Consider the following 26,085-nt stretch of genomic DNA (forward strand, 5'->3'; position numbering starts at 1 on the left):
TAAGTAAAGTGGGATCCCACCCTGTGTACAGGGTATTCATTTCCAACGGGGAGAAGACCGCTAATATATTCCTTCAAACTATCTCGGCAATGCTCTGGTATATCTGAATCGATTAAAGCCTTTAGATTTTTAAGTTCAATTAATCGGATTATTTTCCCATAATCAATGATAACGAATTTTGCTTCTCTCAAATAGACCAATATTTCTATGATAGTGAACAATAATCTACAACCTCTACCGTGCCAAATATAATCACTTTCGATTGATGGTAATTGTTCAAAAATCATTTTATATATATCTTCAGGCGTTCCTGTAGAAAATATTTCTTTAGAATACATATTTCCCCTATTTTTATTTTATCTGAATTGGCTACCGCGCCCTCTGGGGCTTGCTCAACAGCTCACCGACCTAAAAGCAAGTTTTAGGCCGGTTCACCGTTCGGACGTGAAAAACATAATTAACATTTTGACTTATTTATAACATTTTCGATATAAGTTTGGCCTTGTGCTCTATACCCTTCAATATCACGCTCAGATAGATTAGATATGTTAAGCAGAACCCCAAAGACTAATTCTTTATCTACATAACCAATATCACATCCTAAAACTTTGGCAACCTCAGCACCGAAAATAATTTTCTGACGGGTATTTTCTTTTTTCGTTTGCTGTTTCTTTTTAGCTTCCAAGAAGTATAGACGTTCTTGTGCTGAAGCAATTTGTTGTTTGATTGTTTTTGTTGTCATTATTCTTCTCCTTTATATTTTTATGGTTTTATTTATTGTCAGCATCCCAATCCCAAAATGAATCTGAATGGTTATTTTTAATTATTGTATTTTTAGGTTTGTAGGGAATATTTGTGTATTCGTATCCTGATGCTATTCTTTTCTTTATGGATTTAATACGAAAACGGAAATAATCCTTTTCTTGTATCGCTCTAATTTCTTCTCTTTTGCGATAAATAGTTTCTGCTGCCTTAGCATAGGCTTGTTCAACATCGGTATAAATGCCATCTTCAATTAATCGTCTGGCTACCCAATCAATGGCCTCATCATGGTTTTTATGCATATCCTCTCCTTGTAATATTCAGTGCAATTCAATTAACACATTTTGAATAATTATCAACAGGATAGAGAATTATATTTTTATTTGATAACCCACAGACTCAACAGCCAAATATTTATTCCCCACATCACGGCGTTTATTGTCATTAAAGCCAATGCTATTTCATCCAGTTCACCAAGCTTCATATTATTATCCTTTTACTTCACGTCTGTTATTCTTTACTTGATTTTTATTGAAATGGCAAATTGTATAATCAGTATTCAGAGAGTATGATTTTAACGCTGATCACTCTTCATGTAGAAAGGATATTCTATGACAACAAGTAAACGCTATGAACCAGTCAAAAAAATCACTGTGAATGAAAAAGGAAAAATACTTAAGGTAAGTTTTGAAATTTTTGATCACGACGCAGGTCATTTTGTTCTTGGCGAAGATCATGAAGGATTTATTGATGCCAAGTCAAGAGTGAATGATCTTGAAAACGAGCACTTGGAAAATCTAAAATTGAAGTCTACACCTAAAAGACCAAAACCCTAAAATATTCCCCTGATGATTCAGGGGAAACAATTACACATTTTCAATAAGTTCACGAAAGTCCCTATAGCTAAACAGTTTTACTTTATCATTACCATACACCCTACAAATGAAATCCTGATGAAGCTCATGGAAAGTAGATAAATAGCAGTATTCTTTTAGCGCATCCAATACATCAATATATCTTTTCGCATACTGATTAAAGTGTTCTGGATTCTCTGTTTCTGGATCGTGTTCAATCTCGACAAATCTACTCAATGTTATTTTAAATTCATTATCGTGAAGTAATTTCAATGCAGATGGTATGTTTTCCAATTGATTACAATATAGAGAGTCAATAATAATATGCTTCTCTTTAAATCTATCCGCATACTTCATAAAAGTATCATGATACTTAAAAAACCCATAAGTCGCTAAAACATGACGACCTTCATTATCTTTTCTGTCTACATCTATTCCGTGTTCAATTAAGGCATTAATCACTTCTTCTGAACTGACATGAAATAGCGCAGTATGCCCAAGCTTATCCTGATGATTAATATCAACACCAAGACCTATTAATTGTTCTACATCATCTCGTGTTCTTGCATAGAACAGCAATGTTCGGTCGAGCGAGTCTCTTATTTCATATGCTGATATATTATTTTTTTTCAGAGCATTCATTAATGATCTAAAAATATCGTTGGTAAATGGCAACATGTTGTTATCTCCTTTTTATTTTTATATGTTATATTCCTTTATTCTATAAATTTACTTTTGTCAAAATTGGATATTCCTATTATTTAATGAAAAAACCAATAAAAAATCAAAATGAATTAACAGGAAGTGGTAATGTCAACCCCTGTTAATACTCGACTAAAAACAAGAATGGTTTTCTCTTCAAGTCATTTCACACGAAGTTCTTCATATGAAATAATAACGTGTTCGGAAAAAGCAGGCCGTTTTTTCAATTCCTCATAATACCTTTTTATAAATGGATATAATGGTCTTTCAATGTCTATATCAAAATATCTATATAGAACATGACCAAACTGAATATCAGCAAGAGAAAAATCCCCCCCGGCAATATACCCATTATTCCTTATTTGTTGTTCAGCAATAGAAAATTTATTATGAAGAACCTGTAATGCATTTTGTAATGCTTGCTCATCTCTGTCTTTTGCTGCAGTTCTGACTACCTTCCAAAACACTGGAGCGGTAAAATTCATTGCAATATTAATCTTGGCCCATTCACCCCATTTATCGATCTCAACCCTCGCGTCAATATCATGCGGCCAAAATGTATCAGATCCATACTTGCCAGCCAGATAGCGCAGAATAGCACCGGTCTCCCACATAGGGGGAGCGTTCCCATCGCGTATGACTGGAACCGTACCATTAGGATTCATCGCTAAGAACTCTGGAGTATCATTTCCTCCATACTTATGACCAACATCATAGCGTTCATAATCAAGACCAAGCTCCCCTATACACCACATCAAAGCCTGAACGTTTGAAGATGTCTTCCTTCCCCATACTTGAATCATCATATCTCCAATATAATAGGTTATTCTTCTGGAAAATTCGTATCACCATTACCAAGCGCTCTTTGCATGATAACAGTATCAACCCAACGTCCGTGTTTAAAACCAACAGACTTTAAGGTTCCTGTCAATTCAAAACCAAGAGAACGATGTAAAGAAATAGAACCACGGTTTTCACTATTACCAATGACAGCAATTAACTGACGAAATCCAGACGCTTCTGCTTGGTTGATAGCTACGGTAAGCAATGCTTTCCCGATACCCTTCCCCAGTTTTTCAGGATCGATATAGATAGAATCTTCGAGTGTGAAACGATAGGCCGGGCGTGGTCGGTATGGCGCAAGATAACAATATCCAGCAACAATACCATCGACTAACGCAACAAGCCACGGTGTTCCAGCATCTTGAACTTTAGTAATCCGCTCTTTCATCTCTTCAACAGTCGGAGGAATTGTCTCAAAAGTAGCTATGCCGTTGATAACGTGCCACGCATAGATTTTTTGAATATCAGGAATATGTTCAGGGCTGACAGGGATGATCTGCATAATAGAACCTCTGATTTAATAAATCCAGAAAAGGATATCATAGGCACCTATGATTAATACCTCTCAAGCAAAGAATTTTTATTATTTCTATTAGAATAATGCATACTTGGAAAAGTAAAATACTATTTTCTTATGCGTAGAGACCTCTGTGGTAGCTCAATTCGTATGGTTAAAAATTTCACTATTTCGATATATTTATTTTTTTCAAAAGCAGCGCTTTGTGATTGTGTACGACAATCACTACGCTGAAGAGGGCTTGCCCTGTTAATTTTAAATATATCCAATTATGATGTTTAGTTAGATATTCAGCTAGCGCTCACTCACCTGAAAAAGATTAAACCAGATACCGAGAAAAAATTTTGCAAAAACTTAAAGTCGCTGCTGTGTTACCCATTGTAAATCACTGTAAATATGTCCAGAACACCTATTGATGCTTTAACCAGTTGTATCTAATATAACCACATCATATTGTGTTATCTATTCTCTACTGACACAACATGAGTCACCCTCTCCTGACTATCTCTGTATTAAGGAATTTGGTTATGAGTACGAACAACAAGCAAACCTCAGATAAAATCGCCTCTGTAGCCGCACAAACACTTAATGACCCGAATGCGTCAGCGATCCAGAGAAGTCTGGCTGGTTCAGCACTTTCTCAGGCAGGCTCATCAAACCAGACCAGTGGTGAAATGGAGCGTAAAGCATCATCTGCGCTTGATAATCCACGTTCCAGTAAGTTGACCAAACAGCTAGCGGGATCTGTGCTGTCTCAGTCAAATAAAAGACGTAAATAATTAATTATGGGGTGTATACCCCATACTCATTATTGGTGTTTTCTATATTCGAATAACAATATTCAGTTCGCAAGAGAGAAAAGATGAATGTTTTTAGTATTCTTAAAGACCCTGATAATGCCATCTATTTAACAGATGAAAATTATCATAAAAATACTCACAGATCTGTCCCTTATGTTCAGACTATCAATGGGAAATCCAAAGAATTTGCTTTATGTCCACGATGCAAAAACCCTGTTCTTCTAGTTAATAGAGCTAATAATCAAACCGATTCAAAAACCTTATATGCAAAACATGTGGATTACAATGTTACAGGTCTAGCTTTCTATAATAAATCAGAATATGATGATTGCCCACTTGCTAACCCCACAAATCTCGATGAAAAATTAAAAAGAAATCCAAATAACAAAGCAAATGATGAGATAAAGTATGCTATTGCTAACTATTTTGATTTATTGATAGGCAGAATTGAACCAGCAATAGGCATCTATTTTTCCGAGTCGGTTTTAGCTCAAATGCTTGAAGATTTTAAAACATGCGAAGGGCATCTTTATCGTGCAATAAACTTATATAATTTACCTATTTCATTTATTTATGTAACTAATGCTCAAGATCTTTATGGTTGCAGAGTAAATAAAAAAATCAAAGAGAGTATTAATATTGAATCAGAATCCTTTACAACTTCAGTATCAGATGGCTATGGCAAAGATCTAGTTTTCGTAAATAGAAAGAAAGGAGCACCGTACAATAAAATATTTTTTTACTTCTCTAATCATACCACATCAACTGAAGAAAGAGATGAATCTATAACTTTATATATTGTTGAGAAAAAACAAAACCAAAAAATTGATGATGCCAAAGTATTATATAAAGAAAAGATATATTTCGATGGTACCTTCTTTTTCAATACTATGAGAAAAAGAGAGAAACTTAATAAATTAGCCAAATCAATTTCATATTGATACCGATTTTGGAATATGTATTAATTTGGATAAAGGTTGGTTCAGCACCAACCTTATCTCTTCTAAAGATATTGGGGATTCTTCGAACGGCTCAAGTTCATACTCCGCGAATGGTAAATCGCTAACTATTTTTATATTCCCGGAAATTTTTCTTATTAAAGAACAAAACTCGTGTTCACTCCTAGGCTCATCAACTACACCTAGATCTAGTGCCTTTTGATATTCTATTAGTGCACGAAGAGTTGCGTTTTGCCAGAAGGTGAATTCTTCATAATATGTACCATCTTCAAGTTGTGATATTTTAAATTTCATTTTTTTCCTTTCGTGTTATTTATATATATACACGTTTTACAAAGTTAGTTCAGCTCTGTCAATAGTTGAAAATAAATAAGCATTTCGAATTATTTTAGAGAGTAATATTATTTTCTGACGTTTCAAAACATATAAACTATCACAAGCATTTAACAACAAGTAGAAAATTGACACTCATAATTATTAAGGACTATAAATGAGTTACGAAAGGCTAAACATTTCTATCGATGACTACAATGAATTAAAAACGAAATTACATGCTGAACTTACAAAAATCACTAATATTTTTACAAGGGAAAATTATAGACAAGAGGATGATTTTTTCGCTGCATTTTGCGCTGGGTTATCATTAGCAGAGATATCTTTTGGTAATGGATATTATTTACGCTTTAAGACATCAAAAACTGCACACAAGGGAAAAAATTCTCCTGAACACAGATTCGGATGTGATTTTGGGATTAAGATAGAATGGATTTCTACATCCGATGAAAGCCTTCAAAAAGGTATCATAGGTCAGGCCAAAAATAACACGTTAAAAAACTCTGATACTAAAGATCTCTCAGTACAATGCGCGAAGATGGCGAGAGTTACTGAACATTATATCGTGATTTTAAGAGATAACAGCCATCAGATTCCTGTCGTTCATATAGGAGATCGTGAAAAGAAGTATTTCCATGAAGATAGTATAATTTTCGATGATTATCTTATAGACCATGTTATGGCTTGTTTACATGGAGAAACTAATACAGATGACATTAATACAATGTTAAAAAGTGGTCTTGATGAGTTCAATAGGTTTCTTATCGAGATAGAAACAAACTTACCTAAACCAAAAATAACACTAAAACCTAAGCGTCAGAATAAACCTAAAAATAGGCCTTAACGAATAGAATATGCATGGCAACATCAACCGTTGCCATGTTCAATTATCGCCTATTTGACTCGAATAGCCCCCACGAAATCTTATCATGTTTAGTCAGGAGGTTTTCCTTTTCTAAGTAAGCCTTCAATATATCGAATCCATACTCACCATCAGAGCGGGAATAAAAATCCCACCTCGGATGTTTAACTCTTAACTTGAAATATTCAGGCTTGACTAAATTTCCATCAAAAAAAGAGCGAATGATATCAAATGTGTCACGATCTTTAAGATCAAGGACATTTCCATTTTCATCATATAATGCATTGATATCTTTAAGCTCTTTGAGTTTTAATAGCTCCCTCAAATAAACGAAAGGTACATTATGAGATAAGCGGACAAGATCACTCTCTGTAAACATAACACCCTGTTTAAGCATTTTTATGACTATCGGATTAGACATTAGGTTGTAAGTCAAAAAATGCAAATTGCTTGAAAAGTCGCTCACCGAAAATGCCACATTTTTTCTATAATCAAAGAAGTTGATTCCATACCAGACAGGGGCTAGAAAGCTATTCCCACACACATAATCAAACGTTGTCTTTGAGAACCTTCTTTCAAATTTATCGATAACATCATCCCTGCTGAGTTTCATGTATTTCCTTTGAGGTGATATTTTTATGCTTGGAGAAATCTTTTTCATTTCCTTAATAAAATCATCTTGTCTCAAAACAAGGTTAAAGTCATTGTTGGTATAGTGCCTAAAGCTTACAACCGTACCATCTTTAAGGCGTGCTGCTGTTGTTATCAAGCCTCCCATTCTGAACCCTCTATTGTTAATTAATAATTGTTATATATTAATTACTCAAATTATTATTCCTTGTCAAAAAAAACAAAACAAAAACCCAAAATGGCAAGGTAAAATAAAAATCAACAACACCACATGATAGTAATCACTAACTATTTTATCTAATACTCTCCGCGTTACTTATTTTTGTCTATTAGTGTTTTTCATTTCACTTATTAAAATTTAATCCTGATTTCCATAATTGACCTGTGAATTGTGCAACAGGGAAAACTACCGATAAACTTGCCTATTTTCTTGTTTTAGCACTTTCCCGCCTTACGGCGGGATAAATTAACACTCTTTTTGTCCTTCGGACGCCATTTAAAAACCCATCATTTTAATATCGCGGAATACTTCAGCCGTTTATCCATATTGCGTCGCTTAATTCGGCGTTTTGTTTTACAGACAGTAATATATTTCGTATTAATTAATGAGAGGAGCTTTTACATTGTTTCTTTTTTTTAAGAAAACAATGCCCACTTATACACTGCGTAGCAGTGTGTGGGGTCTACCGACGGTTGCCTGCCGCAGGCTAAAAGCAAAACCAAGTTCAACGTCAACCCCTGAGTTTTTCTTGCGAAAAACTAAAATCAGCATGGTGAGCGTTAATGTTTATTTGATAGTTTTTATTATATTGAGGTTATATCAGTTAATGGCAATATTTCATCTGGAGTTTAAAATAGTGAAACGTTCGGAGGGCATGTCTTCCTGTAGGAAGGCTGCCTACCATGCGCGTTGCAAAATAACAGATGATCGCACTGGCAATACCTACGATTTCAGCCACCGTTCTGATTTATTCTACCATCGGATATTAGCGCCTGATTCTGCTCCTTCTTATATTACTGAAAGCTCAACAACTTTATGGAATGAAGTTGAAAGGGTTGAGCGTCAGAAAGATGGTCAAACAGCCCGTTATTTTGATGTTGCTATTCCTTGTGAGCTTAATAATGAAGATAAGATAAAATTAGTAGTTGAATACTGTCAGAAGAACTTTGTTGATAAAGGCATGATTGCTGATATCGCTTTCCATGACCTTGATAGTCAAAATCCTCATGCACATGTGATGCTGACATTAAAACCCATCACTACTGAAGGTTTTGGTAAAAAAGACCGAAGCTGGAATGATAGGAGTAATGTGATCAAATGGCGTGAGTCATGGTCAGTGATTACCAATCGCTATCTGGCTGCAGCTGGCAGCAATGAACGTATTGACCACCGTTCTATTGAGGCTCAACACAGTGAAGCACTGGAAAACGCCACTATTACCTTGGATATTGAAGAAAAAGCGCTATGGCTTGCCAAGGCAACAGCAACCAGTCGCCCGGCAATGCAACGTGTTCATCGCGCCAAGTGGAACAGCAAACAGGTTCAGGAAAAACGTGCTGCTGAACAGGCTGTTCGTGATGAGATGAAGCTGGAAGCACAGGCCACATATAGTGTCTTCAAAGATTTGGATCTTCAGATCGTTGTTGACCTCAGAAGTTTCACCGTATCCGAAATGTCTGAACCTGTTGAAATAGTATTGCCTGAAATACAACCTCGAACAAAGTTCTCTGAAACGGGTTCGCAGTCGGCATCATCAGAAAACCAAATACCTGTTCTGGTTGCCCCTGTGCCTCATACACGCACTAAATTGAAAACCCCATCCTTCCCCTTCCCAACTGCCAGTACGGTCAAACGTGCTCCTGTTAAAAGTAAGAGAAAGCAGGTTAAACCTCGTCAGACCGGTTTGTTCAAGCGTTTCACTTTACTGGTAGTGGAATATATAAGAGAAAAATTTGTCTGGGCCAAGAAGAAGCCCGTCGCTCCTGATGTTGAGCACGATAAACGTATTGCCGAAAACTACGTCTTTGACGAGGTGCAGGGGATCTATGTTCCACGCGCTGAGCATGAGAGACGAGACAGATTTAACAGTGACACTTATAGTCCAACACCGGATGAGATCAGGCGTTTTCCAAGACGTCCTATACGTGAACAGACAGAGGCCAATAACGGAATGGATCTCACCCCATCCATACCACAAGAACAGACGAAGAAGTACAGCTCCCCAAGGCTTAGACCATCGAGTCTCCATGATAGAGATTAAATAACAACACTTAATTAGTCTTTTTAAATGCATGATAATAAAGTATATTTACCTACATTACTGGTATCTTGATAATGCGATAACATTAAATTTGACTGTACGTTACCTATCGTACATAATATAGGGAAAGAGTAATGGGATTCAGTGATGTAAAACACGAAGCGATACAATGCTTAAAATCTGGGGCTTATGATCATTCTGCTAGAATTGATATCGATGAGAAAAACCTGTTTTCGGCTGGCGTTGTGGATGCAGAATATGTTGTCTCTTTGATAAGCAAGACATCCGGCACTCAGTATGAGTGTAGCCCTCATCATCAGGATAGCGCAACAGACGTGCATATATGTCGCCCGTTTAAAGATGGTTGTTATTGGTATGTGAAGTTTTTTTTCATTGATCCAGATGTTATTTTTATAAGCGTTCATAAGTAAGGGAGATTGATATGAGAATAGTTAAAGAAGGGGATAAACGACAGGTAATCTGCCACAATTGCGGGAGAAGTGAAGCCACTTACTTATTGCGTAATGTTGACTTTAGCGATAAAAGTGGTACGGTTAAAAATATATTAGCTGCCGTTTGTGATAAATGCCGTGATGTTGTAAGTATTCCAGCCCAGTCAACCCCCAAAATTAAGGCTGAATACAACAAAATAAAGTCTTCTATAGAAGTCCGAGTTCCAGCACATTTTTTAGATGTCTTAAACGTAGCAACTCAAAAAATAAATCCTGCTCTAGATGAAAGTTTTAATCGTTCTCTTATACTGTATTATATACATGCTTTGAATTCTGGCCGCTACGATCAACATGGACTGTCTAAATTTTTAAATGATGAATTTGCTAAGGCAAAGGCATCAAAAAGAATTTCTATGAAAATAAATACTAATCAGCTTGATGAACTCAATGCAATAATGGCGAGGCAAAAACTTAAAAAGAATACTGACGTTATTAAGGCTGTAATAATGAAAATAAATGAAGATATTGTTCAAAATGATAAACCTGAACAACTTTCTGAATTAAGAAACGTAGCTGCTGCATTTTCCTAAAATTAGGGAATTATATTTTTTATTTTCCATAAACACATTCACAAGGAATGTCTAAATGTCATTATTGAGAGATATACAGAATGCAGCAATTGATTCAAGTGTCAATTTAGCTTCTTTATTAAGACAATGTAAAATATTAGCCTCAAGGCTTGGTAATACAGAGTTTAAAAACTGGGTGGAATACGAGTTAAACGGTTATCCTAATGCAGATCTACTTCCTAGCTATAGGCAATTTAAGGTAACATCCAAGGGAAATTTTGCTGGTTCGTTTAATCGAATGATAAAAAATGCTGATATACTAACGTATAGAATTCCTAGTAAGTTTAGAACTCCTCTCGAATCCCATAAAATAATATCCCCCATTGCAGAACTCGAATCTCTGGTAAGAAATAGTGACGGTTCATTAGCTCAAGTGCCTTGGCCCTCAACAATTGCAGTTCATCTGTGTAATGATATGTATGATGACATGCAATGTTTACAAGCTTGGAAAATTATACCTATTACTAAAATTGAGGGGATATTAGATACGATCAGAACAAAAGTTCTCAATTTTGCTCTTGAGATTGAATCTGAAAATCCTGATGTAGGTGAGGCTAATGTGAATTCGAATCCCGTATCACAAGAGAAAATCCAAACCGTATTTAATACGTATATTACTGGTAATGTCGAAAATGTTGCTACTGGTAGCCATGATTTTACTCAAAATGCCAGCTATGGCGAAAATAATAAAGAATTATTCGATAGCTTATTAAATGCGTTAAAAGAACTTAAAGGTAGTTCTGCTGCGGAGAATATGACTGCAATTGTTGAAGAAATGAGAGCAGCTAACAATAATACGAGTTTTAAATCGTATTATCTGAAATTTATTTCTCTCCTCTCTGATCATATGCAGGTTTTAGGGCCTGTTATCACTCCATTTTTACCGGCGATAACAGCTTTAATAGCTTAGATTATCAACCGCATAATTCATTTTCACTTTCTGGCGATGAAGATGCACATTGACTTTTTTCATTTTTTGAAACAACCTCATCGATTTTACTACCACTTCTGGTTTGTATGTAATTTTCATCTGAAAAAGGATTGAAAACTAAACTGAATCCCATCCTCTTCAGCGACCAGAGCGATCAAACACGCTCCTGTTAAAAATAAGAGGAAAGTAGGTTAAACCCCGTCAGGATGGGATTTTTAAACGTTTCACTTTACTGGTAGTGGAATATATAAGAGAAAAATTTGTCTGGGCCAAGAAGAAACCAGCTCCTGTTTCCGTTGATGCTGATCATGATAAGCGCATTGCTGAAAACTATGTGTTTGATGAGGTGCAGGGTATCTATGTATCACGCGCTTAGCATGAGAGACGAGCCAGATTTAACAGTGATGCTTACAGTCCCACACCAGATGAGATCAGGCGTTTTCCAAGTCGTCCAGTTAAGCCAGCACAGCTTGATAGCAATCTTGACTACATACCAACACTCGCGGCGGACAAGAAAAAGCCGGTGCCTAAATTGAAACCACTGGGTTATCATAACTATTGAACAACACATTCGATTAGGCAGATGATATATAATTCGACTATTCAATAAGACCCAATTTGAGTAATTTATTCCATGAGAAAAACCTGTCAGTCAGGATTTCTCGTAAACAGTTAATTCCCAGTAATTTTTACCTAATTTTTTTGTTTTTTTGAATCCTTCCCTTTCAAGCTGATAGCCAATCATACGATTCATAATCCCATGTCCCATTAGAGAAATCGAGGATTCTTTTTGGGCAAAACTTATTAACTTTGTTGCGGCCAATTTAGATCGGTGTTTAGCTGAGCAATATGATTCAACATTTTTAGAAAACCCTACAAACCATAAGATACGAAATAAAAAAGCATATGTCATAGGTGATAACTTCAACGCCAAAATGTTGAATGAAGGTAACTGAGCCTCACAATATACTGAGTCAATGACATCAGGATTAATACCCATCATTTTCAATGATGTTAATGCTCTAGGTAAAGAACTAGCTATAACAAAACTCTTGCTGATAAGGTTTTTTGTAAAAAGGTATGCTGGAGGATTTTCACTTACCTCACTTTTATCATAATTTTCTATCCACAACCCCATTTCATGTGAAGATAATTTTTTTGTTATGTTAATATCAGGTTTTCCATGCCGTATTAATATTACTTTCATAATGTCCCCTTTTCTTTCAAGGAGAACATTATAGCATATGAAATGGAAATGCAGATTTATGGCGTGAAAATATCTGAAAAATAAAAGGGGAATACTTATATATACCCTCTCATCTTAATTAACAACCGGGATTTACTTATTTTTTATCAAGTGCATCTCGATAGCGCTGTTGCTCAACAATACTCAGGTTGGGATCAGACAGAACACTCCGCCCCTTCACAGCAATATCGTAATCAATTTGAGATCGTGTCTCATATTCTTTGTTCGGTTTAAAATAATCTGATTGCGATGCAGATGACGGCACAGAATAACCAGAATATGTTTTACTTCCAGCACAACCAAGATAAGCCAGCAAACAGGAAGCACTACGTCCACACCGTATTGTATCCATTAACTGTGTAGCTACTGCCATTCACATTTGAAAACACGCCGTGAAACCTAATGGCATAGATAATCAGGAATGATGTGTATTAGCTCAGGGTTATACCTCACAGACAACTTTGTGCCAGAAACGGACTTATGCAAATGGTGGTTCTGTCATGTGATATACTCGATATGTCGAAAAATGCCATAAACATGCTAACTTAGGGGTCTCGAAACGCTGGCGATTTTAGTTATACAAAGCTTTAATCTCTTCTGAGAAATTAATAAAGGCACCGGCAACAAGGTATTTTCCTTTCTGTCTGTGATGTTCTTTAAATACACCTACAACTCTCAGAGTCAGAGCATTAGTATTTTTATTTTTCAGAATCTGCATAACTGGCCCCCCACTCATTCCTTCCAGAGAAGGTAGTGACTTCCCAGAACTCAATGGTTCAAACATTTCAGTGCGTATCATTTTTTTTCGAGAGTCAAAATTGAAGTAAATGTCTTCTTTCCTTGAGTCAAACTCAAATGAGTTGAAGAAGATGTTATAAATTTGAGTATTTATTCCCGATTTATCAAGTTTATATTTATTTTTATTTGAGGGACAGCCTGAAACGATCATTGACATCGTTGGTTCATAATCTTGGCCTAGTTCATCACTGAAAGCAATGAAGTTTTCCTCAGAGTGCATGAGAGCTTTCGGTGGCATGATTGCCGCATAGTCGTGAGATTCACTTTTTATATATATGATTTTATCAAGAGGAAAGAAACTATTGTTTAGAGAAAAAAAACACATCCTATTTATCAATTCATCTACCACATGATTTGCTGTAATTATTGAATAAAACCCATTCTTTTTTATCAGAAAACCGCTACCAACTGAAATGAAGTTTTTATTACTATTAATTTCAGGCACGTAAAAGGCTATAATTGCTCGTTGCCATTTATCTATTAACATAGTTCCTAAACTAGACTCATGACTATTTGGAAAATCATACAGAATGCTATTAAATGGATACTGTAAGTAGGATTTAAACATTTTTCTTTCCATTGTAAAGTCTGCTGTAGGCTAATAACTGACGTTTTCCTTGAGATTCTACGGCAAAACGAATGAAGGTGAGTATTTTCTAACTTAAACGATGCATTGACGTTAAGCAACTGATATCGGCGTTTCTCGTGAACATTAGAGAAAGACGGAAAAATCTTATCATCGCTGCAGTGGTATTATTAGTCTATAATGGATGGTCTTTCATCCGTATGATATGGTAATCCAATCTTTCCCATTGTGGGGAAGATTTAAAATATAGGTTTTGTCATTTGTAGATAAATCAACTCACACATAAATATAATTATAACGATAAGCCACCAATATTTCGAACTTGATAGTTTCACAGGATAATACCAGAAGTATCCATCTAATCTCCTTAAATAGCGTTTGATATTATATTTATATCTGCCAACCCTATTCATGTTTCACTCTCCATTTATATTTTATAAAAATCGTTTAACAGGTGGGATGGCTCACTACGTGAACCACCCACCTATACCAAGGATAATTTGTAGTTAGAATTCAATATATCTATTAAGTTCGTTGGTTTCTTCTCAATATCACGGGAAACCTCTTTATCTGTCATTTTCCCCGGTAAAAAAGGCTCATGAACGAGATCTGATTGAGAAATATGCCTTTCAAATAAACTTATATTTTTTAATTTTATTTTCATTCTCTACTCATCATTATGACACTCATTTCTCCTTCTTTGAAGGTACCATACTCATCAGAAAAAACAAAGCCAAGATAATAGCATTCTTTATTTTGAACGTTTAAAAAATTGTTAAAATAACCACTTCTATTTATATTAAAAGAATATAAATCATCTTTTATTTCAATTCCTAAGACCCCATTTTCCACATATATCTTATAGCCACCATTTTTAAATGCTTGTAAAATTGAAATCTGAGCCTCATGAATTAAACCAATGATACCAATTAAAATCAAATCATTCCGTCCTTCATAACCATATATCTTGAATTGTGGTTCAACTAAATTCTTACCTCCAACTTTTATTGTTAACTTCATTATCCATCTCCTTTATTATGATAGTAATAAGGAAATAACCAATTTATAAAATCATGTCAAATCGTCAAAAGCAAGATCAGCCAGAACGCGATCACAGTATGAATATAAATCCATCCATACCACCAGAACAAATGAAGAAGCCCAGCAATCAAAAATTGAGGCCGCCGGGTTATCGTAGTGGCAGAGAATAATATCATGTAGGATATAGCGATATTATATAGAACTAATATATTCTCCCACCTCAACAATATAACCTTCTTTGTGAGTTTTTACCCCATATATCATTATATTAGGTAGGTTCACTTTGCAAATATCTACCAATATTTTTTGATGCGAAACAGGCATTTTTCCACCAAGATATATACCATCGATTGAATCAAAAGAGTATTTATATAAACCAGAGGTTTCAGTAAATATTCTTAATTCATACTCATATGCCCAATTGATATGTTTTGTCTGTATGACGTTTACTGTCTCATTTCTTGATAAATTATCGGCAGAATAATAGTCAACGGAACACATTTTATTCTGATAATCAACTTTAGACCAATAAAATCGTTCCTTGTTTAGCTTATTTAATGATGCCAATAACTTGTTTGGATTGAATTTTATGCAGAACCCTTTCATTCCATCAGCATAATGAGACCACAGCATTGTATTGCATATTTGTGGAGAATGCTCATTGGATTCATCACTGGCTAAACAGTATGCCCCTACATCCAGAAATCTGCTGTAAATAGAATCACGAAGTTTTTTAGTTATATCCTTCATGAAATTATCATAATTTTTAGGTGAATCATAATACCGTTTTCTAACCAAATCAATAGCGGGCAAACTCAATACATTAGATGGGAGTTTTTTTGCTTGATAATTAAAAAAACGCTCTCTACTTTCATTATTACTTAAGTCAGGTGGAGTAATAATGAATTGTCCTTCAAAGGGATCATTAAAATCGGTAAGCTTCGAGAACCATGCTTTCCCTTCAGCAAGGGCTGATAAGGAATTTATATTTAATGATGAAAACTTATAAACTGATGGAAAAGGGATGTTCATATGACACCTTTAGATGTGATGTATAACTCTTAGTAATTTTTACCAATCTATCATAGATTCGCTACGAAACAGAAGTCAACGCTCTCAATCGCACTGAAAGTGTTTATAGAAGTTGAAACCATGATTCATGTTTATCTCCCTCGGTGATATTCGTAGTCATGCTAATGTTGAAAAGTGGCTTGTAGAAAACTGGAAGCAATATTAATTAATCCGCAGGCGGTTGTTTTCGCTGACCGCCTTTAATAAATATGAGTTATATTGAAATATTATTTTTAGCCACGTTCATTGACTTGCAAAAAAAATATATTGACTCCCATAAATCGAGGTGAGTAATATTACCGTTATTTTTTGATTTTAATCTTTCTATTTCATGTTGTGGAAGCTCATTTTTAACCAAGGATAAATTATCTTCACTAACAAAAGAATACCAAAAATGTAAAGTTATTGCTTCTTCAATCATAACCTCACCACGTCTTACCGTTCTACTCCACCATAACCCATCTGGTTCAGGATAATTATTAGACAATCGTGGTATATCATCTTTCCATTCGTAAATAAACTCAATCTGCTTTGATAATGGCACAGGTGTAAGCAGTTCATCAAGAATAGTATAATAATCTCTCTTCCGCTTATCAATATCATATCTTTTAAGTAGGTCTAAAACATCATAGGGTTGATATTTTTCTTTTAGCTTGTCTGTTTCTGGCTTTATTATTTTATAATACATATACATTCCTTTTTATAGATACCTCCATTCTATATAATAAAAACAGATATAAAATCAACTTTATCAGTTATTTTTAAAGATAAGGTTTAAAAACTTAATAACATTTCTCAATGCCCGGCGTAACATCTCTTTTATTGTTTTACTCTCCATCATAGAAATCTTTTGATTTAACGAATTAATGCTCAATTTTTTGTTTTCCATCTCGTGTTTTAATGATTTATTTTCTTTAATCAGATTATTTATATAATCATCAATATTTTGAATCGCGATATTTCCACCATTCTCTTTTTTCCATGAAGATAGAACAATCAATTTTGATGCTTTCATTTCACGAGATCGACCAGTACGTTTTTCGTCATCATCATAGTCAAACTCTAAGCCTGCTCCTGTATACATCTTATTCCGTCTTTCTAAATTGTCTTCTGTTGCATCTTTAGGCCCAAGTCTAATAGAGTTAACATCTGCATTAGGCCATTGTTTTGCCCAACTGACAATTTCATTAAATAACCATCTCCCTAATCTATTTCCTTTATAGTTATCGTCCCAAATGCCAAGTTCTCCACCAGTAAGTGAAATAGTCTCACTAATAATAACGTTGTCTTTATCTTTTAGGATACGATGTATCGCTTTGAAGCAAAGTTTAGAGTTCTGCTTTGTTCCAATAAATCTAAAGAAAATACTTATTTTATCCTTGTTAATAGTATTAGAAACTTGAGTGTTTTCATAAATAGTCTCAATAAGAACAGTTTTCCAATACTGATCTGGTTTCTCTCTTTCGTAGATGTGTAGTATCTCCAATCTCGGCCTATCTACATAGCCCGGAGTGCCTTCAAGTTTTACGTTATCTTGTTGTTCCGATGTCATAAGAAAAAATTAATTTACAGTGTCTTGAATAGGTTGTTGTGTTGTATCAATAATAGGTTTTTATGTCAAACAGCGTGGAACAGCGGATTCTTGGAGGCGGGAAAAAGTATTTCATGACGAAAAATGCAGAAACAGCGCGTTTAACTTGTCAGAAGCCCCGATGTGAACAGCCCTGCACGGAGAGCCATTCACAGTCGAAAAACAGGCGGAAAACTTACCTTGCCGACCAGCCTTTATTAGTTTTCACCAAAGCAATTTTTGACTCTTCTGGTTCGGCCATTCCTTTGATGTCAGAAAAGGCATCTTTATCAACCCAGCCCGGTACATCCGCCAGTTTCCATGTATAAGACACGCGAACAATCTTCATGCCATCTTCACCGGCCTCTGTCCATTCCGTAATTTCATCAACAGTTCGATGACCTACACAAGCACCATTATCACGATCCCAAAAACTTGTTTTACGTCCTTTATCCGTGGTCGTTAAAATGGCCGCTCTCTTGAACATTTCTTGTTCGTATGAAATGGTCAACAGCCCAGAAAGTTTCAACCCAGTTAAAATAGGATCTTCTTCATTATTATAGATATTTACTTTAACGGGGATACCATTTCTAAAATCGTCAAACACCGCAATGTTGTTTTCTTTGCTGAAAGAATAACAAATGCTTTGTTTGCTGAATTTTTCATTAATAGCTTTCTCAAAATCACCTTTCTCTCCACATCCCACCAGCAAAAGAGCTGTAGAAGTAACGAGTAAAATCTTCTTCATCTTCCCATCCATCCTGATAATCATAAAAGCTGTTGTGATTTGATGCCTTTCGAGTTGCCTGTAGACGCTACAGCTTGTTCTTACAGACCTACCACAGCAAAGCCACCTAATTAACCAATTGATAGGATTCAATTATTTTTGATGGCCGTCATATCGTTTGTAACGATCAAAAACAAAATAATGATAGGTAAAATCTATCATATATTTATATTCGATCGACTAAATCAATTAAAATCCCGATCGATACAGCCTTATTAATCGCTATTATCTATCAATATTAATTTATCGATCTATTATATCGATCATTTTGCTTGAGATTGGCTTTCGGAGTGGTATGCTTGAGCCAAGTAAAGATAGCAATCGGCAATAGTGAGGTGTGTGTGAAAGCAAACGCGACCCAACAGCATGGTCATCTTTCCTCTCCTTCGGTTCGTAGTGGCTCTACTTTGTCTTATGAGTATGAACAAACTGGCTTTACTATTGACCTAAACGAACACTCTGTTCTGCTCTTTAATAAAAATCGAAGTGCTATATATGGCTATGCCAACATCAGGGAAATCAATTATTCATTATCATTGAATAAAATTAATAATGCTATAATAACTATTATTACTGACGATCATATTAATCCTGAATGGATTATTTCATTCTCATCAGATAACAAATATTTCTCTTCGCAACAAATTTGTGAACAATGGGTTGAACTATTTAATGAACATGTCTTCTGTTTTTGTCCTGTGAATGAAAAGGAAATTAAACTAAAACCTCAAAATTTATAATTATTAATATTAATTAGCAAAATTATTTGCTTTTTTATGAATTAATATTTAATTATATACATATGATATTTAACTAATCAGGTTTTCGTAATATGAAATATTACGTTTTATATATTTTACTAATCTGACCTTCGTAATATGAAGTATTACGTTTTATTTATTTTACAAATGAGGTGTAAATATGTCTGGAAAAAATCCATTCTGGAATTATGATTATAATGCGGCGCAACGCAATAGAGAAATTGTAGACTCTTATCAGCAAGCTAATGAAGCAAGGCTGGATTCGCAGCAGGCTCAGTTTGAAGCATCAATGGCTAATGACAGAGTTAACCGACTACAAATGCAGTTGAACAATACCATTAGCAGCCATAAGAAGGTTGTAGCTGATTATGAGCAACGTCTACAGAATATTAAAACAGTCGCATTTAAATTGGCTATTCGTTCTAATATCTTTGAAAGAACATTGGTTAAACTTACAGGAGAATGGCCTGATAAAAAAGATCATATTCTTGATGAAATTCAGCGTCAGAAAAATCATTGTACAACGCAAGAATATAGGGATAACTGGTGGGGTTGGGTCAGTCAAGCAGATCCTTCTTCAGACCATAGTTATCTCGATTTTCCATTCCCTGAAAGAGATCTGAAAAATAAGCCATAAGAAGAGATAGACATATCTCTTCTTAAATATCTATTGCATTTACTAAAGCGCCGTTAATCGCGCTTCCCATTCACTCGCCTTAATATTTGACGAGAATACCATGAATTCTGAAAAAAATAAGTCTCAGAATACAATCATTGAAAAATTAAAGTTTAAATTCAAAAATATTTTTTCACATAAAAAATCTGAGTTTAGTGAAATTATTAAAGGCATGGATAACACTATAGGTGACGATAAGAATCCGCAACAGAATGAAACAGGTAACAAGTGCAATCCGATTGTGATCGCCGGAACTCTGTTTATTAGTTCAATAATATTACTGGCTATTTTCTCAGTTATATATGGGTTATTACCTGTAAAACAAGCTTCTGAAACGTACCTCATAATTATCTTTCCGATAATAATCTCTATTGCCTGTGGTATTTTCCACTTAAGAGGGAATGTGATCCCTAAAAATATAATCGACGTTATTTTATTTTCTGTGGCAGCAGTTAACTTTATGATAATTTCAAGCAAAAATCTTGAAACACCTATTAGTTTTGAAAGTTTATCATCAACTTTTTTAGGTAATATGACGTTGGTATCCATATACTCATGCGCAACAGCTAAAGCATTTATGGCTTTAACAGATATCGTTTTAAGTGCATACAAAAAATCCCCCAAACCCAAATTGTAATATTTTAAACACCTCAGCCTCACGCTGAGGTTCACTTTACTTTTATGGTGGTGGATTTATTTTTAATTCAAATATAGGTATACCACCTTCAGCCGTCCCCATTGGAACAAGATCCATATTCAGTATAAGTGGAGCATTTGATTCTGATTTCATCCCAAGTATTTATCTAACATTTTCATTTCGTTGACGAATCCATGTTTTATTTACAGCTCAACAGTTCGGGGGTTATCTGTTTCTTATAAAATCCATGACCAACACTGTCATTATCCCATAGAAAATAATGAATGATGCCAGCTTTACCAATATTTTCCTTTTCTCGAAAAACTTAGCCATCCACGCTGAAAAAACATCACTGACAAAAAATAAAGGAACACCAACCAGATAATAGTTTTTATTTCTAATGCATGAATCAAATAAAACAATAATCAAGACCAAAAATAACACATTACCTCTCAATTTAATCATTATGTTTTCAAACTGCTGATATACTTTAATCATGGCCTCTCCCTGCTGTTTTATTTTTAATTATCAGGTTTTTATAAAAATCAAATTTAGAATACAATGCCATTACACAACATTATTTACGCTGAATACTCTTCGATTTTTTATTTTAGTCAACAATACTTATCTAATCTGATTAAAGGTCGATCCCGTCGCATCAGAACTTTTATGTCCTTCGCCATTAAGCGTATTTGTCATTGTTCCTAAATATGTTGGTATGCCAATCAATGCTGCCGATACTAAAAGATATGTTATTGGTTTAGAGAGCTTGGTTTGATTAGGATTCTCGTTATGTTCTTTGAACTTGAGTGCTGACATTCCTCCTGTCACCAATCCACCAACAAACATCACACCAACAGCCAATTTAGAAATATTGGTTAACTGATCGGTTAAACGCTCGGCTACATCTGATACCGTTTGAGCACCTGCTGTTTGAGCAAATAATACAGTTACAGATAAAACCATACTCATGGTTAATACTTCTTTTATATTTATTTTCATGTTTTTCCTCTATTAATTAATTCATCTATTACGTCTCCATGCATGAAAACATGTTTCCATCAATAATCTTTAAAAATATTCTCTGTTTATAAAATACTTTATTAAGCACATAACTATTTACGGCCTATTTTTTCTAATATTCGGTTTTACCTGCATGTTATATTCCGTATCATCATAACCTTGAAGCTCTTCCTCTTTAATCGGATTAATGATGCGATACAGGTTAGAATGCTTGTCACAAACCTCTTTTGCTGTATCCAACATTGCACGAAAGGAATCTTCGGTTATCCCTAATGAACTCGGGCTAATACTTCCATCGAGAGAACTCTTGTATAATAATAAAAGAGCATATTTATAACCTACATAAGGTATTGGATACGTTCTGCCATCTTGGTGTTGCATTCGATACGAATACGATACCTTCTTTCCTTTCGGCACAGAATAAAGATTTATTCCTGTAGAAAAATCTTGAGCAACAAAAAATCGTTCTTTATTTAAAAAAGTCATCCTACGGGGTCGATATCCATCATGGAAAACTTGGTTAACAAGATCTTTAAGTCTAATGTTTTCTATTTTTCCTAACTGAGACAAATTGGGATGTTTTACGCAACTGAGTAAGCCACTATGATTTAAATCATTAACAGCATCATTCCATTTGGTTCTTTTCTTTTTTAATACATCTTCTTCCATTATATCCCCTTTGTTATAATATTATTTTAAACTACTTATTATTAGCCTCTTACTTAAATAATTTATTGGCGTTATTTTGACGAAGCCTGAATTGATTTTGTCGCATTGGTTTTCAAATTATTCAACATTTGCTTATCAACAGGTTGTAGCTGTTGGCCTATCAGTGCCGCAAGCAAAATATTTGTGTCTTCTGTTCTTTCTATCTGTAGCATTTGTAATCTTAAATCAAGTGCCTGCATTCTTGCCTGCTCATGCGCAGTTTCTTTTTCATCAGCACTACTGATCTTAACCTGCCAAGCATCAGCACCTGTTGTATCCGCATAGCGGGAATAGATCTCATATCTCAGCATTTCCCATTCCGATGGATTATCAGGGAATGTCGTGCCGGGAAAAAGGGTTGCATACTTACTTTTCACAGTCGCATCAGTCCACGCAAGATTAGCGCCCTGCGTAGAACCCAGTGAAGATCCTATGTTGGCCCCTCTGGAGTTAACCGATACATTGCTTGCTTTTTTCATTGCCAGTATGGAATCAATAGCGTTTGTTCCTGCCGTGCTTCTGGCGACAAAGCTTGAAAAGGCCGAAAGATATTCACGCCCTTCAGACGTATCTTCCAGTCCTTTATTATTTAATGGTTCAACAGGTAAGTTTCCTATAAGATTTCTTTTTGCAGCCTCGGCAACTTTCATCTGGTTGATGTTATATGATTGATTTGAAACCTTATTAGCTACGATATCGGATTTAGATAATGGCGGCGTAATCAAGCTGGATGCAGATTTATCTTTATCAGGATATTGACCTATCGTGCTACATCCACCTCTGCTATATTTTACGTCTTCTTCAGAACACACATCGATTGACACTCTTCCCATAATATTTTTCTTGGCTTCATTTATTCCTGTACTTGCTTGTGTAAAAGTTTTAACGCTGTTTTCAGACAGGGCTTCTTTCGCTGAACTTGTATTTGATCCTGCTGAACCACGGCCGCCTGCCGATGTGATTTCTTCACAAGCATTGGCATCAGGTATTCTTTTCAGGATATTCTGCATACGCTGTTCTTGGATGGCTTGATTGGCATTACTGACAACAGCATTCTTCTGGTTTTCATTTGCTGTTATCGTTGCCTGTGCTAACTTATCATTCATCGACACCAGTGTTTCAATCAAGCCATTTCCTAATGATTGAGGTGATCGCCCCATTAAATAAGGATCAAGAGCATAGTTTGTTACTGGATAAGCAGCCGCTGCATGGTTTGCATATAACATTGCGAAACATATTGCACATGTTGATCCTAATTCTTTTAGTTTAAATTGGTTAACTTTCATCACTACTCCTTTTTATTTATTACTTATATTTTAATTAATCAATTTGAATTAAATTGTCAATTGTATTAATGGTTATAATTTATTGGAGTAATTTTTTGGAAAAAACCATTATTAACAGAAACAAGCCTTGCACAGTCAATGATTGCTTTAGAGCATCATAAAATACTGCTTCAAAAAAAAAGGAGACACATATTGATTTACGGACGACGTTTAGAAAAATCATTAACTATATTCACTACCTTATTCTCTAAAGTTGATTTCACAATTTTTATTCCACGCCGTATCTTGCTTAAATTTTTGTTCACAATCCATTCACTAGCATTTTTGCATCCAATTTCAAAGGCATCCTGATGGTATCCATACGGATTCTTTTTATCTATTTTACTAAGTATATAGTTCGAAAATGGAAACTTAACTTTCATACATTCAATAGAATCATCTATTTTACGTTTATTTAAACCATGTAGTATATTCACAGCTCCGATGAATTTACTTAGCTGTGGTTTGCCCTGACTCAGCTCCCTGCCAATATCATATACTGCATTGTCAGCTATAGTAGCTGACATATACTTATGAATTTCATCGAAGGATTGAAACTCTCTCCCATTGCGATCTTTCAAATAGCTGGCAATGCTCGGATATGAGTAATAACTCTCGTTTTTATGCGTTGTTCTGTAATGATGTAATGCATTAATAATCAAATCAGAACGAGAAGAATCATACAATCTATCAACGAGAATGCAGCTATATAAATCTGCATAGCTTTCTGTTATTGCTTTATGAGCGATACGAGTCACATACTTTATTCCTTCAACACACTCCCCGTTCAACTTAGCAAACGGGTTTAGGAAAGACGCTTCCGGTGTCGTTGGTTCCAGCAGATAACCATCTCGCTTTTCTAACTGGTGATGGATAGCATGAGCTATTTCATGCAGGAGAACGAGGTTAGTCGCTTCTTCATGACTACAATCTGCTGCCAAGAGAAATTTGTAAACTTCATGCTCATTAACCTGATTACATTTCTTCTTATCTTTGTTTTTATCTTCATACAGATTCATACTGATATAAACGCTTTCTGTTCCCGGTTGGTATGAGGTTGTTAACTTACCAAAGAATGTTTTTCGGCTGGGTTCTTGGAGAAAGACATTTACTCTTGATTTCATTTTCGTCCATAATGAGAATTTGTAAAAAATAATAGGAATAGCTTTATCTATTGAAGGGAAATGATCATCTTTTTTTTGGTTTAATAACACTGCTAGTTTCTTATGATCTATAAAGTCATTCTTCTTTAAATCTCTACTATACTCAGTAAAGCCTGCGTTCGTCATCGTTTTCCGACGATTTTCATTTATTTTAATAATGAACTTATTAAAAACATTTTCATTGTGATATTCTATTTTCACTTATGCGTCATCTCTATCACTCCAACCTCATCCTTTTTAATTCTATCATTACTATCAAGAAAAGCAAAAGCTACTGAGAAATTGTTTTTCACATGATTTTTTAAGTAATCGTCCAAGAAGAATCCAATATCGAAACTATAAATATATTCGCTTATGAATAAACCCATAACACCGTTATCCATTTCAATATTAAAATTATTGTGTCTGATTGCGCTTTTAATCTCATTTTCCAGTTTATTTTCTGTTCTTATCGCAATCATAAACAAGCTTTTATCTATGTTATTAGTATATATTTTAAAGTCAGGCTCTATTAGTTTTTTATCGCCTACTCTTATTTCTAATTCCATCTGTTTTATCTCCTTATACTATTATCATTATGGAGATAATCAATTTATGCCAGACTGTCAAATATTGATTGTGTATTAAATATAGTGAATGACATTAAAATATATAATACTCATTATATAAGAACTCATCGAACAAATTGTCATTTATTAGCTCAATCCTCACTTGTGTCTCATCCTTATATCTTTAACGTTTTCTTTTTTAATTTTATCATCTTCGTCAAGAAAGGCAAAAGCTACCGAAAACTGATCTTTAACATGGTTGATTAAGTAAGCACGTAAAAAACCTCTAACATCAAAGCTGTAGATTCGGTCAATAATAGTCAGACCAATGATGCCATTTTGTATTTCAATCTTAAATTCATCATTATTCATACTTTGTCTAATTTTCTCTTCTGCATCGATATCTACTTTCATAGCGATAAAGAATAACGTCTTATCATTGTCATTAGTATATATTTTAAAATCAGGCTCTATTAGTTTTTCATCGCCTACTCTTATTTCTAATTCCATCTATTTTATCTCCTTATATTATTCTTATTATGGAGATAATCAATTTATAACAGGCTGTCAAATATCCATTAACAGAAAAGAGGACCGCAGCCCTCTTCAT

34 protein-coding genes and 2 pseudogenes are annotated in these 26,085 nt (G+C 34.7%); 12 read left to right on the forward strand and 24 right to left on the reverse strand.

Annotated features, from left to right (window positions below; all coding sequences use genetic code 11):
* From H0248_RS15655 to H0248_RS15665, 3 genes are all read right to left on the reverse strand, one after another.
* On the reverse strand, window positions 1-338 hold a 338-nt coding region (locus tag H0248_RS15655; protein WP_240351924.1), incomplete at its 3' end, for a hypothetical protein.
* A 119-nt stretch (window positions 339-457) separates the two neighbouring features.
* Window positions 458-742 (reverse strand): conjugal transfer protein TraD, encoded by a 285-nt coding sequence (locus tag H0248_RS15660; protein ID WP_180786602.1) that lies wholly within the window; start codon window positions 740-742, stop codon window positions 458-460.
* 28 nt (window positions 743-770) lie between these two features.
* Window positions 771-1,064: a hypothetical protein gene (locus tag H0248_RS15665; protein ID WP_180786603.1), complete on the reverse strand. Its 294-nt coding sequence runs from the start codon at window positions 1,062-1,064 to the stop codon at window positions 771-773.
* Between the two features lie 309 nt (window positions 1,065-1,373).
* On the opposite strand from H0248_RS15665, the gene H0248_RS15670 reads away from it, so the two are divergent.
* Window positions 1,374-1,598 carry a hypothetical protein gene (locus tag H0248_RS15670; RefSeq protein WP_180786604.1) on the forward strand — a complete coding sequence of 75 codons (225 nt, stop codon included), beginning with the start codon at window positions 1,374-1,376 and terminating at the stop codon, window positions 1,596-1,598.
* Window positions 1,599-1,628: 30 nt separating this feature from the next.
* Here H0248_RS15670 and H0248_RS15675 read toward each other — a convergent pair whose 3' ends face one another.
* From H0248_RS15675 to H0248_RS15685, 3 genes are all read right to left on the reverse strand, one after another.
* Window positions 1,629-2,294 (reverse strand): hypothetical protein, encoded by a 666-nt coding sequence (locus tag H0248_RS15675; RefSeq protein WP_180786605.1) that lies wholly within the window; start codon window positions 2,292-2,294, stop codon window positions 1,629-1,631.
* 185 nt (window positions 2,295-2,479) lie between these two features.
* On the reverse strand, window positions 2,480-3,121 hold the full coding sequence (locus H0248_RS15680) for a glutathione S-transferase family protein (protein WP_180786639.1): 642 nt from the start codon (window positions 3,119-3,121) through the stop codon (window positions 2,480-2,482).
* A gap of 20 nt (window positions 3,122-3,141) precedes the next feature.
* Window positions 3,142-3,663: a GNAT family N-acetyltransferase gene (locus H0248_RS15685; protein ID WP_180786606.1), complete on the reverse strand. Its 522-nt coding sequence runs from the start codon at window positions 3,661-3,663 to the stop codon at window positions 3,142-3,144.
* Window positions 3,664-4,205: 542 nt separating this feature from the next.
* On the opposite strand from H0248_RS15685, the gene H0248_RS15690 reads away from it, so the two are divergent.
* Both H0248_RS15690 and H0248_RS15695 read left to right on the forward strand, forming a co-directional pair.
* Window positions 4,206-4,457 carry a hypothetical protein gene (locus H0248_RS15690; protein ID WP_180786607.1) on the forward strand — a complete coding sequence of 84 codons (252 nt, stop codon included), beginning with the start codon at window positions 4,206-4,208 and terminating at the stop codon, window positions 4,455-4,457.
* A gap of 83 nt (window positions 4,458-4,540) precedes the next feature.
* Complete coding sequence (locus tag H0248_RS15695) at window positions 4,541-5,419, forward strand: hypothetical protein (protein WP_180786608.1); 879 nt, start codon at window positions 4,541-4,543, stop codon at window positions 5,417-5,419.
* Here H0248_RS15695 and H0248_RS15700 read toward each other — a convergent pair.
* A complete protein-coding gene (locus H0248_RS15700; RefSeq protein ID WP_180786609.1) occupies window positions 5,411-5,731 on the reverse strand; it encodes a hypothetical protein in 321 nt (106 codons plus the stop codon). The two genes, H0248_RS15695 and H0248_RS15700, sit on opposite strands and share 9 nt — an antisense overlap.
* Window positions 5,732-5,927: 196 nt before the next feature.
* Between H0248_RS15700 and H0248_RS15705 the strand changes: the two genes are divergently transcribed.
* Window positions 5,928-6,614 carry a hypothetical protein gene (locus H0248_RS15705; protein WP_180786610.1) on the forward strand — a complete coding sequence of 229 codons (687 nt, stop codon included), beginning with the start codon at window positions 5,928-5,930 and terminating at the stop codon, window positions 6,612-6,614.
* 43 nt (window positions 6,615-6,657) lie between these two features.
* On the opposite strand, the gene H0248_RS15710 is transcribed toward H0248_RS15705, so the two are convergent.
* Complete coding sequence (locus tag H0248_RS15710; RefSeq protein ID WP_180786611.1) at window positions 6,658-7,410, reverse strand: hypothetical protein; 753 nt, start codon at window positions 7,408-7,410, stop codon at window positions 6,658-6,660.
* 679 nt (window positions 7,411-8,089) lie between these two features.
* Here H0248_RS15710 and mobQ point away from each other — a divergent pair.
* The 5 genes and pseudogenes from mobQ to H0248_RS22200 all read left to right on the forward strand — a co-directional run.
* A complete protein-coding gene (gene mobQ, locus H0248_RS15715; RefSeq protein ID WP_180786640.1) occupies window positions 8,090-9,523 on the forward strand; it encodes a MobQ family relaxase in 1,434 nt (477 codons plus the stop codon).
* A gap of 134 nt (window positions 9,524-9,657) precedes the next feature.
* Window positions 9,658-9,954 (forward strand): hypothetical protein, encoded by a 297-nt coding sequence (locus H0248_RS15720; protein ID WP_180786612.1) that lies wholly within the window; start codon window positions 9,658-9,660, stop codon window positions 9,952-9,954.
* An 11-nt stretch (window positions 9,955-9,965) separates the two neighbouring features.
* Window positions 9,966-10,565 (forward strand): hypothetical protein, encoded by a 600-nt coding sequence (locus tag H0248_RS15725; protein ID WP_180786613.1) that lies wholly within the window; start codon window positions 9,966-9,968, stop codon window positions 10,563-10,565.
* 55 nt (window positions 10,566-10,620) lie between these two features.
* Window positions 10,621-11,514 (forward strand): AbiTii domain-containing protein, encoded by an 894-nt coding sequence (locus H0248_RS15730; protein ID WP_180786614.1) that lies wholly within the window; start codon window positions 10,621-10,623, stop codon window positions 11,512-11,514.
* Between the two features lie 150 nt (window positions 11,515-11,664).
* Window positions 11,665-12,097 (forward strand): annotated as a pseudogene (locus tag H0248_RS22200) (MobQ family relaxase); the annotation flags it as partial.
* A 90-nt stretch (window positions 12,098-12,187) separates the two neighbouring features.
* On the opposite strand, the gene H0248_RS15735 reads toward H0248_RS22200, so the two are convergent.
* The 9 genes and pseudogenes from H0248_RS15735 to H0248_RS15775 all read right to left on the reverse strand — a co-directional run bounded on the left by H0248_RS15735 (window position 12,188) and on the right by H0248_RS15775 (window position 18,595).
* Window positions 12,188-12,742: a histidine phosphatase family protein gene (locus tag H0248_RS15735; protein ID WP_180786615.1), complete on the reverse strand. Its 555-nt coding sequence runs from the start codon at window positions 12,740-12,742 to the stop codon at window positions 12,188-12,190.
* A 136-nt stretch (window positions 12,743-12,878) separates the two neighbouring features.
* Window positions 12,879-13,209 (reverse strand): annotated as a pseudogene (locus H0248_RS15740) (hypothetical protein); the annotation flags it as partial.
* 143 nt (window positions 13,210-13,352) lie between these two features.
* Window positions 13,353-14,147 (reverse strand): hypothetical protein, encoded by a 795-nt coding sequence (locus tag H0248_RS15745; RefSeq protein ID WP_180786616.1) that lies wholly within the window; start codon window positions 14,145-14,147, stop codon window positions 13,353-13,355.
* 502 nt (window positions 14,148-14,649) lie between these two features.
* Entirely contained in the window at window positions 14,650-14,829 is a 180-nt protein-coding gene (locus H0248_RS15750; RefSeq protein ID WP_180786617.1) for a hypothetical protein, read from the reverse strand.
* Window positions 14,826-15,185 (reverse strand): hypothetical protein, encoded by a 360-nt coding sequence (locus H0248_RS15755; RefSeq protein ID WP_180786618.1) that lies wholly within the window; start codon window positions 15,183-15,185, stop codon window positions 14,826-14,828. The genes H0248_RS15750 and H0248_RS15755 overlap by 4 nt, the downstream gene beginning before the upstream one ends.
* A gap of 213 nt (window positions 15,186-15,398) precedes the next feature.
* The gene (locus H0248_RS15760; protein ID WP_180786619.1) at window positions 15,399-16,238 is read right to left on the reverse strand and encodes a DUF2971 domain-containing protein; all 840 of its coding nucleotides are present in this window, start codon (window positions 16,236-16,238) and stop codon (window positions 15,399-15,401) included.
* A gap of 253 nt (window positions 16,239-16,491) precedes the next feature.
* The gene (locus H0248_RS15765) at window positions 16,492-16,965 is read right to left on the reverse strand and encodes a hypothetical protein (RefSeq protein ID WP_180786620.1); all 474 of its coding nucleotides are present in this window, start codon (window positions 16,963-16,965) and stop codon (window positions 16,492-16,494) included.
* A gap of 63 nt (window positions 16,966-17,028) precedes the next feature.
* Entirely contained in the window at window positions 17,029-17,829 is an 801-nt protein-coding gene (locus H0248_RS15770) for a GNAT family N-acetyltransferase (protein WP_180786621.1), read from the reverse strand.
* 214 nt (window positions 17,830-18,043) lie between these two features.
* Window positions 18,044-18,595, reverse strand: coding sequence for a DNA-directed RNA polymerase subunit beta (locus tag H0248_RS15775; RefSeq protein WP_180786622.1), 552 nt, complete (start codon window positions 18,593-18,595; stop codon window positions 18,044-18,046).
* Window positions 18,596-18,933: 338 nt separating this feature from the next.
* Between H0248_RS15775 and H0248_RS15780 the strand changes: the two genes are divergently transcribed.
* The 3 genes from H0248_RS15780 (at window position 18,934) to H0248_RS15790 (ending at window position 20,708) form a co-directional block, all read left to right on the forward strand.
* Complete coding sequence (locus H0248_RS15780) at window positions 18,934-19,374, forward strand: hypothetical protein (RefSeq protein WP_240346019.1); 441 nt, start codon at window positions 18,934-18,936, stop codon at window positions 19,372-19,374.
* A gap of 181 nt (window positions 19,375-19,555) precedes the next feature.
* Window positions 19,556-20,032 (forward strand): hypothetical protein, encoded by a 477-nt coding sequence (locus tag H0248_RS15785; protein WP_180786623.1) that lies wholly within the window; start codon window positions 19,556-19,558, stop codon window positions 20,030-20,032.
* A gap of 100 nt (window positions 20,033-20,132) precedes the next feature.
* The gene (locus H0248_RS15790; RefSeq protein WP_180786624.1) at window positions 20,133-20,708 is read left to right on the forward strand and encodes a hypothetical protein; all 576 of its coding nucleotides are present in this window, start codon (window positions 20,133-20,135) and stop codon (window positions 20,706-20,708) included.
* Between the two features lie 225 nt (window positions 20,709-20,933).
* Here the strand turns inward: H0248_RS15790 and H0248_RS15795 are convergent, their stop codons facing one another.
* The 7 genes from H0248_RS15795 to H0248_RS15825 all read right to left on the reverse strand — a co-directional run bounded on the left by H0248_RS15795 (window position 20,934) and on the right by H0248_RS15825 (window position 25,985).
* The gene (locus H0248_RS15795) at window positions 20,934-21,206 is read right to left on the reverse strand and encodes a hypothetical protein (RefSeq protein ID WP_180786625.1); all 273 of its coding nucleotides are present in this window, start codon (window positions 21,204-21,206) and stop codon (window positions 20,934-20,936) included.
* A gap of 126 nt (window positions 21,207-21,332) precedes the next feature.
* On the reverse strand, window positions 21,333-21,710 hold the full coding sequence (locus tag H0248_RS15800; RefSeq protein ID WP_180786626.1) for a hypothetical protein: 378 nt from the start codon (window positions 21,708-21,710) through the stop codon (window positions 21,333-21,335).
* A 117-nt stretch (window positions 21,711-21,827) separates the two neighbouring features.
* Window positions 21,828-22,400: a hypothetical protein gene (locus H0248_RS15805; RefSeq protein ID WP_180786627.1), complete on the reverse strand. Its 573-nt coding sequence runs from the start codon at window positions 22,398-22,400 to the stop codon at window positions 21,828-21,830.
* Between the two features lie 71 nt (window positions 22,401-22,471).
* The gene (locus H0248_RS15810; protein ID WP_180786628.1) at window positions 22,472-23,725 is read right to left on the reverse strand and encodes a hypothetical protein; all 1,254 of its coding nucleotides are present in this window, start codon (window positions 23,723-23,725) and stop codon (window positions 22,472-22,474) included.
* Window positions 23,726-23,922: 197 nt separating this feature from the next.
* Complete coding sequence (locus H0248_RS15815; RefSeq protein ID WP_180786629.1) at window positions 23,923-25,128, reverse strand: hypothetical protein; 1,206 nt, start codon at window positions 25,126-25,128, stop codon at window positions 23,923-23,925.
* Window positions 25,125-25,475: a hypothetical protein gene (locus H0248_RS15820; protein WP_180786630.1), complete on the reverse strand. Its 351-nt coding sequence runs from the start codon at window positions 25,473-25,475 to the stop codon at window positions 25,125-25,127. Before H0248_RS15820 ends, H0248_RS15815 begins: the two co-directional genes overlap by 4 nt.
* A gap of 159 nt (window positions 25,476-25,634) precedes the next feature.
* Window positions 25,635-25,985 carry a hypothetical protein gene (locus H0248_RS15825; protein ID WP_180786631.1) on the reverse strand — a complete coding sequence of 117 codons (351 nt, stop codon included), beginning with the start codon at window positions 25,983-25,985 and terminating at the stop codon, window positions 25,635-25,637.
* Window positions 25,986-26,085: the final 100 nt, after the last annotated feature.

The sequence above is a fragment of the Pectobacterium brasiliense genome (assembly GCF_013449685.1).
GTDB classification, from domain to species: domain Bacteria; phylum Pseudomonadota; class Gammaproteobacteria; order Enterobacterales; family Enterobacteriaceae; genus Pectobacterium; species Pectobacterium brasiliense_A.

Bases quoted from the DNA above. Each gene is read 5' to 3' on its own strand.
- H0248_RS15700 (WP_180786609.1), bottom strand. From the start codon at position 5,731: ATGAAATTTAAAATATCACAACTTGAAGATGGTACATATTATGAAGAA.
- H0248_RS15820 (WP_180786630.1), bottom strand. From the start codon at position 25,475: ATGGAATTAGAAATAAGAGTAGGCGATAAAAAACTAATAGAGCCTGAC.
- H0248_RS15745 (WP_180786616.1), bottom strand. From the start codon at position 14,147: ATGTTTAAATCCTACTTACAGTATCCATTTAATAGCATTCTGTATGAT.
- H0248_RS15680 (WP_180786639.1), bottom strand. From the start codon at position 3,121: ATGATTCAAGTATGGGGAAGGAAGACATCTTCAAACGTTCAGGCTTTG.
- H0248_RS15755 (WP_180786618.1), bottom strand. From the start codon at position 15,185: ATGAAGTTAACAATAAAAGTTGGAGGTAAGAATTTAGTTGAACCACAA.
- H0248_RS15795 (WP_180786625.1), bottom strand. From the start codon at position 21,206: ATGATTAAAGTATATCAGCAGTTTGAAAACATAATGATTAAATTGAGA.
- H0248_RS15750 (WP_180786617.1), bottom strand. From the start codon at position 14,829: ATGAAAATAAAATTAAAAAATATAAGTTTATTTGAAAGGCATATTTCT.
- H0248_RS15695 (WP_180786608.1), top strand. From the start codon at position 4,541: ATGAATGTTTTTAGTATTCTTAAAGACCCTGATAATGCCATCTATTTA.
- H0248_RS15705 (WP_180786610.1), top strand. From the start codon at position 5,928: ATGAGTTACGAAAGGCTAAACATTTCTATCGATGACTACAATGAATTA.
- H0248_RS15775 (WP_180786622.1), bottom strand. From the start codon at position 18,595: ATGAAGAAGATTTTACTCGTTACTTCTACAGCTCTTTTGCTGGTGGGA.
- H0248_RS15685 (WP_180786606.1), bottom strand. From the start codon at position 3,663: ATGCAGATCATCCCTGTCAGCCCTGAACATATTCCTGATATTCAAAAA.
- H0248_RS15675 (WP_180786605.1), bottom strand. From the start codon at position 2,294: ATGTTGCCATTTACCAACGATATTTTTAGATCATTAATGAATGCTCTG.
- H0248_RS15785 (WP_180786623.1), top strand. From the start codon at position 19,556: ATGTCTGGAAAAAATCCATTCTGGAATTATGATTATAATGCGGCGCAA.
- H0248_RS15725 (WP_180786613.1), top strand. From the start codon at position 9,966: ATGAGAATAGTTAAAGAAGGGGATAAACGACAGGTAATCTGCCACAAT.
- H0248_RS15790 (WP_180786624.1), top strand. From the start codon at position 20,133: ATGAATTCTGAAAAAAATAAGTCTCAGAATACAATCATTGAAAAATTA.
- H0248_RS15720 (WP_180786612.1), top strand. From the start codon at position 9,658: ATGGGATTCAGTGATGTAAAACACGAAGCGATACAATGCTTAAAATCT.
- H0248_RS15670 (WP_180786604.1), top strand. From the start codon at position 1,374: ATGACAACAAGTAAACGCTATGAACCAGTCAAAAAAATCACTGTGAAT.
- H0248_RS15730 (WP_180786614.1), top strand. From the start codon at position 10,621: ATGTCATTATTGAGAGATATACAGAATGCAGCAATTGATTCAAGTGTC.
- mobQ (WP_180786640.1), top strand. From the start codon at position 8,090: ATGGCAATATTTCATCTGGAGTTTAAAATAGTGAAACGTTCGGAGGGC.
- H0248_RS15760 (WP_180786619.1), bottom strand. From the start codon at position 16,238: ATGAACATCCCTTTTCCATCAGTTTATAAGTTTTCATCATTAAATATA.
- H0248_RS15805 (WP_180786627.1), bottom strand. From the start codon at position 22,400: ATGGAAGAAGATGTATTAAAAAAGAAAAGAACCAAATGGAATGATGCT.
- H0248_RS15825 (WP_180786631.1), bottom strand. From the start codon at position 25,985: ATGGAATTAGAAATAAGAGTAGGCGATGAAAAACTAATAGAGCCTGAT.
- H0248_RS15660 (WP_180786602.1), bottom strand. From the start codon at position 742: ATGACAACAAAAACAATCAAACAACAAATTGCTTCAGCACAAGAACGT.
- H0248_RS15810 (WP_180786628.1), bottom strand. From the start codon at position 23,725: ATGAAAGTTAACCAATTTAAACTAAAAGAATTAGGATCAACATGTGCA.
- H0248_RS15710 (WP_180786611.1), bottom strand. From the start codon at position 7,410: ATGGGAGGCTTGATAACAACAGCAGCACGCCTTAAAGATGGTACGGTT.
- H0248_RS15770 (WP_180786621.1), bottom strand. From the start codon at position 17,829: ATGACATCGGAACAACAAGATAACGTAAAACTTGAAGGCACTCCGGGC.
- H0248_RS15690 (WP_180786607.1), top strand. From the start codon at position 4,206: ATGAGTACGAACAACAAGCAAACCTCAGATAAAATCGCCTCTGTAGCC.
- H0248_RS15800 (WP_180786626.1), bottom strand. From the start codon at position 21,710: ATGAAAATAAATATAAAAGAAGTATTAACCATGAGTATGGTTTTATCT.
- H0248_RS15765 (WP_180786620.1), bottom strand. From the start codon at position 16,965: ATGTATTATAAAATAATAAAGCCAGAAACAGACAAGCTAAAAGAAAAA.
- H0248_RS15665 (WP_180786603.1), bottom strand. From the start codon at position 1,064: ATGCATAAAAACCATGATGAGGCCATTGATTGGGTAGCCAGACGATTA.
- H0248_RS15735 (WP_180786615.1), bottom strand. From the start codon at position 12,742: ATGAAAGTAATATTAATACGGCATGGAAAACCTGATATTAACATAACA.